Annotated in this window: 6 protein-coding genes; 2 read left to right on the top strand and 4 right to left on the bottom strand. The window is 72.0% G+C overall.

Translation table 11 applies throughout. The features are described 5' to 3' along the window. On the top strand, positions 1-1217 hold a 1217-nt coding region (locus AB8Z36_RS28700), incomplete at its 5' end, for a PH domain-containing protein (protein WP_369216296.1). A gap of 240 nt (positions 1218-1457) precedes the next feature. Here the strand turns inward: AB8Z36_RS28700 and AB8Z36_RS28695 are convergent. From AB8Z36_RS28695 to AB8Z36_RS28680, 4 genes are all read right to left on the bottom strand, one after another. Then, the gene (locus AB8Z36_RS28695) at positions 1458-2705 is read right to left on the bottom strand and encodes a hypothetical protein (RefSeq protein ID WP_440582020.1); all 1248 of its coding nucleotides are present in this window, start codon (positions 2703-2705) and stop codon (positions 1458-1460) included. Positions 2706-2952: 247 nt separating this feature from the next. Then, a complete protein-coding gene (locus AB8Z36_RS28690) occupies positions 2953-3924 on the bottom strand; it encodes an ABC transporter substrate-binding protein (protein WP_369216294.1) in 972 nt (323 codons plus the stop codon). A 132-nt stretch (positions 3925-4056) separates the two neighbouring features. Then, the gene (locus AB8Z36_RS28685) at positions 4057-4737 is read right to left on the bottom strand and encodes an ABC transporter permease (RefSeq protein ID WP_369216293.1); all 681 of its coding nucleotides are present in this window, start codon (positions 4735-4737) and stop codon (positions 4057-4059) included. Then, positions 4734-5462, bottom strand: a complete 729-nt coding sequence (locus AB8Z36_RS28680) for an ABC transporter permease (RefSeq protein WP_369216292.1) — start codon at positions 5460-5462, stop codon at positions 4734-4736. The genes AB8Z36_RS28685 and AB8Z36_RS28680 overlap by 4 nt, the downstream gene beginning before the upstream one ends. Positions 5463-5621: 159 nt before the next feature. Here AB8Z36_RS28680 and AB8Z36_RS28675 point away from each other — a divergent pair. Then, positions 5622-6746, top strand: a 1125-nt coding sequence (locus AB8Z36_RS28675; protein ID WP_369216291.1) for an ABC transporter ATP-binding protein, incomplete at its 3' end; no start/stop codon positions are given.

The following is a 6746-nucleotide window of genomic DNA, read 5'->3' as shown; positions in this document are numbered from 1 at the left end:
GGGCGGTCCACGACCCGAACGGCACACAGCGGCGCCTCTCCGAGCTGACCGCGACCACCCTGCTCGTCGGCAGCGCCGCCGTGGTGCTCGGCGGAGCCGCGTACGGCCTGCTGAGCTGGTGGTTCACCCACTTCGCCGTCACCGCGACCGAACTGCGCATCCGCACCGGCCTGTTCTTCCGGCGCGCCGCCCACATCCGGCTCGACCGCCTCCAGGCGGTCGACGTGACGCGGCCCCTGCTCGCCCGCATCGCCGGGGTGGCCAAGCTGAAGCTGGACGTCGTCGGCGCGGAGAAGAAGGACGAACTGGCCTATCTCGGTGAGCGTGAGGCCGCCGAGCTGCGGGCCGAACTGCTCGCGCGGGCCGCCGGTTTCGCCCCCGAGCGGGCCCGCGAGGTCGGCGAGGCCCCGGTGCGCGGCCTTCTGCACGTGCGGCCCCGGATGCTCGCCGTCTCCCTGCTGCTGACCGGCGCGCCCTGGGCGATGCTGGTCGCCGCGGTGGTCGTGCCCGGCTTCCTGTGGTTCGCCACGCACAGTGTGTGGACCGTCCTCGCGGCGGCGCTGCCCATGCTGGGCGGCGCCTTCGCGTCCAGCGGCGGCCGCTTCATCTCGGAGTACGACTGGACGGTGGGCGAGTCCCCCGACGGCCTGCGCATCGATCACGGTCTCCTCGACAAGGCCCATGAGACGGTGCCGCCGGGCCGCGTCCAGACCGTGCACATCGTGGAGCCGCTGCTGTGGCGGAGGCGGGGCTGGGTCCGCGTGGAGCTGGACGTGGCGGGCTCGGCCAACAGCGTCCTGGTGCCGGTGGCGCCCCGGGAGCACGCCGAGGCGGTGATCGCACGCGTGCTGCCCGGCGTCCGCGTGCCGGGCGCCGCCGAACTGGTGCCGCCGCCCGCGCGCGCGGCGTGGTGCGTCCCCCTCTGGTGGAAGGGGTACGGCAGCGCGGTCACCGACGCGGTCTTCGCGGCCCGGCACGGCCTGTTCAAGCGCCGCCTCTCCCTCGTGCCGCACGCCAAGGTGCAGAGCGTCCGGTTCTCCCAGGGCCCCTGGGAGCGGTTCAAGGACGTGGCCGACGTCCGCGTCCACACCGGCGCCAACAAGACCGTGACGGCGCGGCTCCGCCCGGCCGGGGAGGCCGCCGAGCTGCTCAGGTCCCAGGCGGACCGCTCGCGCACGGGCCGCCGCGAGGCGCGGCCGGACCGGTGGATGGCTTAAGAGCCTGTGTCAGGCTCCAAGGCCCCGGCGGCATCGCTGCCACCGGGGCCCGGAGAGCCTGCTGGGACGGGAGCGCTCAGAGCCTGTGCATATCCCCGGTCGGACCAGCGTGCGGCGTCTGGTGCGTGCGATCGCAAGGCGCCGGAGAGCCCTCGTAGCGGAGCTACTAGGGCTTTTCGGTAACGCGGCGAGGGTGCGTGCCAGGCGTCGCACGCCCGGCCGGGGATATGACACAGGCTCTCAGGCCCCGAGCGCCGTCCGCAGTCCCGCCACGTCGATCTGCTCCGTCTCGTCGTGCGCCGTCAGGTCGATGACCTGGCCCACGCCGCGTTCCGCGGCGGAGTCGGGCGCGTCCTTGAACTCCGCCTCGGTCTCGGCCTTGTGCACCGCGAGTGCCTCCTCACCGACCACGTCGGCGAGGTCCTCGTTCTGCACGGCTTCGAGCGCGGCCGGGGCCGAGCCCTTCGTGCCGAAGAAGTCGAACCCGCCCTGGGGTGCCGGGCGGCGCGCCTGCGCGGGCGGCGCGACGGCGACCGCGCGCTCGTGCCCGCCGTATCCGTCGGCCGCCCCGGGCTTCCCCCGCGACTCGTCCTCCGCCTTCGGCGGGGCGGCGGGCCCCGCTTCCCGCGGCGCGGCGGGCTCCGTGCGGGGCGCCGCGACGGGTCGCGTGCGCGGCGTCGGGGACGAGTCCGCGCGCGGCGTCATGCGGTCGAGCGCGGCGTTGGCCCGCTGGAAGAGCGAGGCCGCGGGCCCGGCCGGGGCGGCCACCGGAGGGGCGGCATCGGTGGAACTGGCCGGGGTGGCTTCAGTGGGCTGCGCCGGGGCGGCTTCGGCGGTCTGCGCCGGGGTGGCTTCGCCGGGCTGCGCCGGGGTGGTCCTCCCGGACTTGGCCGAGGCGGCATCGGCGGCGGCCGGAGCGGCCTTGGTACGTCCGGCGGAGCTCTTTCCCTCCTCGCGTCCGGCGGGGCTGTTTGCCCCGGCACGTCCGGCGGGGCCCTCCTCGCGCGCGGCGGGGCTCTCCGTACGCGCGGCCGGGTCCTCCGCACGCGCCGCTGGCCTCGGGGCCCCCGCCCGCACCGCGGGTACGAGGTCCACCGCGCCCGGCACCAAATCCTCGGCGCCCGCCTTCGGCAGCGCGGGGGCCGGGGACGCCGCCTCTATGGCGAGCAGCCGACGGCCCTCCAGGGCGCTGGCCCGCTCGGTCTCCGCGGTCGCGTACCTGCGCAGCAGTTCCGCGTGTTCGTTGCGCAGCGCGGCCAGCTCGGCACGCTTGGCGCGCAGCTTGGTCTCCAGTCTGCCCCGCAGCTCGCGGGACTCCTCGAGATCGGTCTCGGCCTCGGCTATCCGTTCCTCGTGCCGCCACTCGTCGCTCGCGCGGGCGCGGCCGAGCTCGGCGACCTGCTTTCCGGCCGCGAGGTCCCAGCGGCGCATGACGGCCGAGCCGACGACGGCCGCGGCGGCCGCGGCCGCGACGAGTCCGCGGAGCACGACCGGTTCCGCGAACATCCAGGCGCCGCCGGCGCAGAGAACCGAGACGCCTGCGACCGTCGAAGGCGGAAGCAGCCTGTGCAGGGGTGGGGAATGGCGGTGACGTCCACGTGGCATGGCCAGAAACTTACCGCGCGTAGGCGAAGTCATGTGTGCCGCCCGTCAAAAAGCAGCCTTCTCGGCCACAACTCGCCATAACTCCCCACCCTTTTCTTGATCAACTAGCCGAACGGCCGCCCGACCGGCTTCAGATCAGGCCCTTCGACTCCAGGTACTCCTTGGCGACATCGGCTTCCTTCTGACGCTCCTCGTCCACCTTCCGGTTGAGCTCGATGAGGTCGTCCGTGGTGAGCTTCTCGGTCAGCTTCGCCAGCGCGGCGGCTATCTCCTTGCCGCCCGCCTGCTTCGCGTTCACCACGGGAAGGATGTTGTCCGCGTTCTGGAGCTTCTTGTCGTCCTCAAGAATGACGAGGTCGTAGTTCTTCAGCGTCGCGTCGGTCGTCGTGGTGAGCACCAACTGGTCCGTGCCGTTCTTGACGGCCTGCTTGGACTGCGTGGTGCCGACGCCCTTGGGGTCGATTCCGGCGACGTCGATGCCGTACTTCTTCTTGAGGCCGGGAGCGCAGAACGGCCGGGACTCGCATTCGTCGCCCGCCGCGATCTTGACCTTCTCGCCCGACTCGCCGAGGTCCGAGAGCGTCTTGAGCTTGTGCTTCTCCGCGTATTCCTTGGAGACCGCGAACGCGTTCTGGTCGACCGCCCTGCCCGCGGGAAGCACCTTGAGCCCCTCGGGTTCCGCGAGCTTCTTCAGGGCGCCCACCGTGGCGTCGAGATCGCTGGAGGCCACGGCCTTGGCCTTCGGGCCGTTCTTCTCCAGGTTCAGGAATTCCGCGAGGGTCGCGGCATATTCGGGCGCGACGTCGATGGAACCCTTCTGCAGTTCGGGCTTGTAGATCTCACGGTTCTGCACCGTCTTGACCTGGGTGTCATATCCGGCGTCGGCAAGAACGCCCGCGTAGAGCTCGGCGAGCACCTTCTGCTCGGTGAACCGGGCCGAACCGATCACGATCGAGCCCTTCGTGTCACCGCCCGCCTTGTCCGACCCCTTGCCGTCGTCCTCCAGGCTGTCCCCGCCGCACGCGGCGAGCCCCGCGGTCAGCGCCATGACGGCCGCGGCCGCCCCTGCCATCCGTCGCGCGCGACGCGTTGTGCTGTTCATCGGTGAACCACCATTTCGAAGAAATTCGAGGGAACTCGAAGGGGGTAGCGGGGAATTCGGAGGGACTCGGAGGCAAGCGGAGGGAAAGGGGCTCGAGCCGCGGCCGGGGTGCGGGCCGGGGCCGAGTCCGGCTCAGCGGGTCGCGCCGCCCGACCTCCGCATCGGGTCGAAGAGGCGTCCCGCCACCACCAGGGCGCCCTCCACGAGCAGCGCGAGCAGCGCCACCAGGACCGCGCCCGCGACCACTTGCGGGGTGTTCTGGAGGTTGAACCCGGCGGTGATGATCCGGCCGAGACCGCCCTCCCCCGCCATCGCGGCCAGCGTGGCCGTCGCGACGACCTGTACGCCGGCCGAGCGGATGCCGGTCATGATCAGCGGATACGCGAGCGGCAGCTCGACCCGCGCGAAGAGCTGGCCGCCGCTCATGCCCATGCCCCGCGCGGCCTCCACCACCGCCCGGTCCACCTCGCGCATCCCGAGATAGGCGTTGGTCAGCAGCGGCGGCACGGCGAAGAGGACCAGCGCGATCAGCGTCGGCGCGTCGCCGTGCTCACCGAGCGGGGTGAGCGTGAGCAGGATCAGCAGGGCGAGGGTGGGCACCGCGCGGCCGACGTTCGAGACGTTGACCGCGAGGGCGCCGCCCTTGCCGATGTGGCCGAGGCAGAGCGCGAGGGGCAGGGCGATCAGGCAGGCGACGGCCAGGCAGACCCCGCTGAAGTACAGGTGCTCGGCCAGGCGGTGCCACACCCCCTTCTCGCCCTGCCAGTTGGCGCCCGTGGTCAGCCAGTCGTACGCACCCGTGATCGCGTTCATGCAGGTTCAGCCACCTTGGCCATGGCCGCCTTGCGGTCGGCTCGGCTCGTCCGTATTCGGTGGGCCCTGGTCCAGGGCGTCAGCCACCGCTGTAGGCCCAGCAGGAGCAGGTCGGCGACGACGGCGAGGAGCACGCAGAGCACCGACGCCGTGAGCACCTGCGCCTTGAAGGTCGTGTCGAGGCCGTCGAGGATCAGGGTGCCGAGGCCGCCGTAGTCCACGATGGCGCCGACGGTGGTCAGGGCGACCGTGGAGACCGTGGTGATGCGGACACCGGCGAGCAGCGCGGGCAGCGCGAGCGGCAGCTCCACCTCCCACAGCAGCCTCAGCGGGCCGTACCCCATGCCCTTGGCGGCGTCCCTGGCCTCGTCGGGCACCGCTTGGAGCCCGGCCAGGATGTTCCGCACGAGGACCGTGAGGGAGTACAGCACGAGGCCCGTGACGACCAGGGAGGCCGAGAGCCCGAAGAACGGCAGGAGCAGCGAGAACATCGCGAGCGAGGGCACTGAGTAGAGCACGGTCGTCACACCGAGGATCGGCCCCGCGAGGAAGCGCCAGCGCCGCGCGAGCAGCGCGAGCGGCAGGGAGACGGCGAGCCCGATCGCCACCGAGGCGAGCGTGATCCCGACGTGCTGAAGGGTCGCGTCGATCAACTCCTGGCCGCGGGAGCGGACATATTCCCCGCATATCCAGTCATTGGTCACCAGACAGTTCTGCTCGGCCACGCGCCCCACCTCCCCCCGAATTCCGGGACGTATGCCGTACACACGTCCCCCCGTGTCTGGCGACCCTAACGCGCGGCACCGACAATCGCCGAGAGTCGTTGTACGGCCGCAATACTGCCGACACGCAAAGCCCGTCGCCGCCCGCCACAATGGGGAAACATGATCCGGTTCGAGCACGTCACCAAGCGCTACGCGGACGGCACCACCGCCGTCGACGATCTGTCCTTCGAGGTCGCGGAGGGCGAACTGGTCACGCTCGTCGGTCCGTCGGGCTGCGGCAAGACGACCACGATGAAGATGGTGAACCGGCTCATCGAGCCGAGCGAGGGCCGGATATTCGTCGACGGCGAAGACATATCGGGCACCGACCCGGTCGAACTGCGGCGCCGCATCGGCTATGTCATCCAGCAGGTCGGCCTCTTCCCGCACAAGACGGTCCTGGAGAACACCGCGACCGTCCCGCACCTCCTCGGCGTCAAGCGCGGCAAGGCCCGCGAGCGCGCCGCCGAACTCCTGGACCTGGTCGGCCTCGACCCGTCCGTCTTCGGCGACCGCTACCCCGAGCAGCTCTCCGGCGGCCAGCGCCAGCGCGTCGGCGTGGCCCGCGCCCTGGCGGCCGATCCGCCGGTGCTGCTGATGGACGAGCCGTTCGGCGCGGTCGACCCGGTCGTCCGCGAGCACCTCCAGAACGAGTTCCTGCGCCTCCAGCAGTCCGTGCGCAAGACCGTCCTCTTCGTCACGCACGACATCGAGGAGGCGGTGCGCCTCGGCGACCGCATCGCCGTCTACGGCCACGGCCGCATCGAGCAGTTCGACACGCCCTCGACGGTGCTCGGCGCCCCCGCGACCGACTACGTGGCCGACTTCGTCGGCGCGGACCGGGGCCTGAAGCGGCTCTCCGTGACGCCGATCGAGGAGGGCGACCTGGAGGAGCCCCCCGTGGTGCACCTCGACGACCCGCTGCCCAAGGAGCTCGACGCCCGCTGGGCCGTGGTCCTGGACGGTGACAACAACCTGCACGGCTGGATCTCCGCCGAGCACGCGCGCGTGGGGCACGGCACGGTCCGCGAGCACGCCCGCCGCATGGAGGCCTGGCTGCCGGTGGGCGCCAGCCTGAAGCAGGCCTTCGCGACGATGCTCCAGCACGACGCGGGCTGGATCGCGGTCATCGACAAGGACAGCGAGGGCCGCTTCCTCGGCGTGCTCACCCCCGCGCGGCTGCACGAGGCGCTGCGCCGCTCGACGGCGGCGGACGCCCGCGACGTCGCACGCGCCGACGTGGAG

The organism is Streptomyces flavofungini (assembly GCF_041028215.1).
GTDB classification, from domain to species: domain Bacteria; phylum Actinomycetota; class Actinomycetes; order Streptomycetales; family Streptomycetaceae; genus Streptomyces; species Streptomyces flavofungini_B.
The sequence above is the reverse complement of the archived record's forward strand: the minus strand, read 5'-3'. Positions and strand labels throughout refer to the sequence as shown.

Coding starts and splice junctions, on each gene's coding strand:
- AB8Z36_RS28690 (WP_369216294.1), bottom strand. CDS start 3,924: ATGAACAGCACAACGCGTCGCGCGCGACGGATGGCAGGGGCGGCCGCG.
- AB8Z36_RS28685 (WP_369216293.1), bottom strand. CDS start 4,737: ATGAACGCGATCACGGGTGCGTACGACTGGCTGACCACGGGCGCCAAC.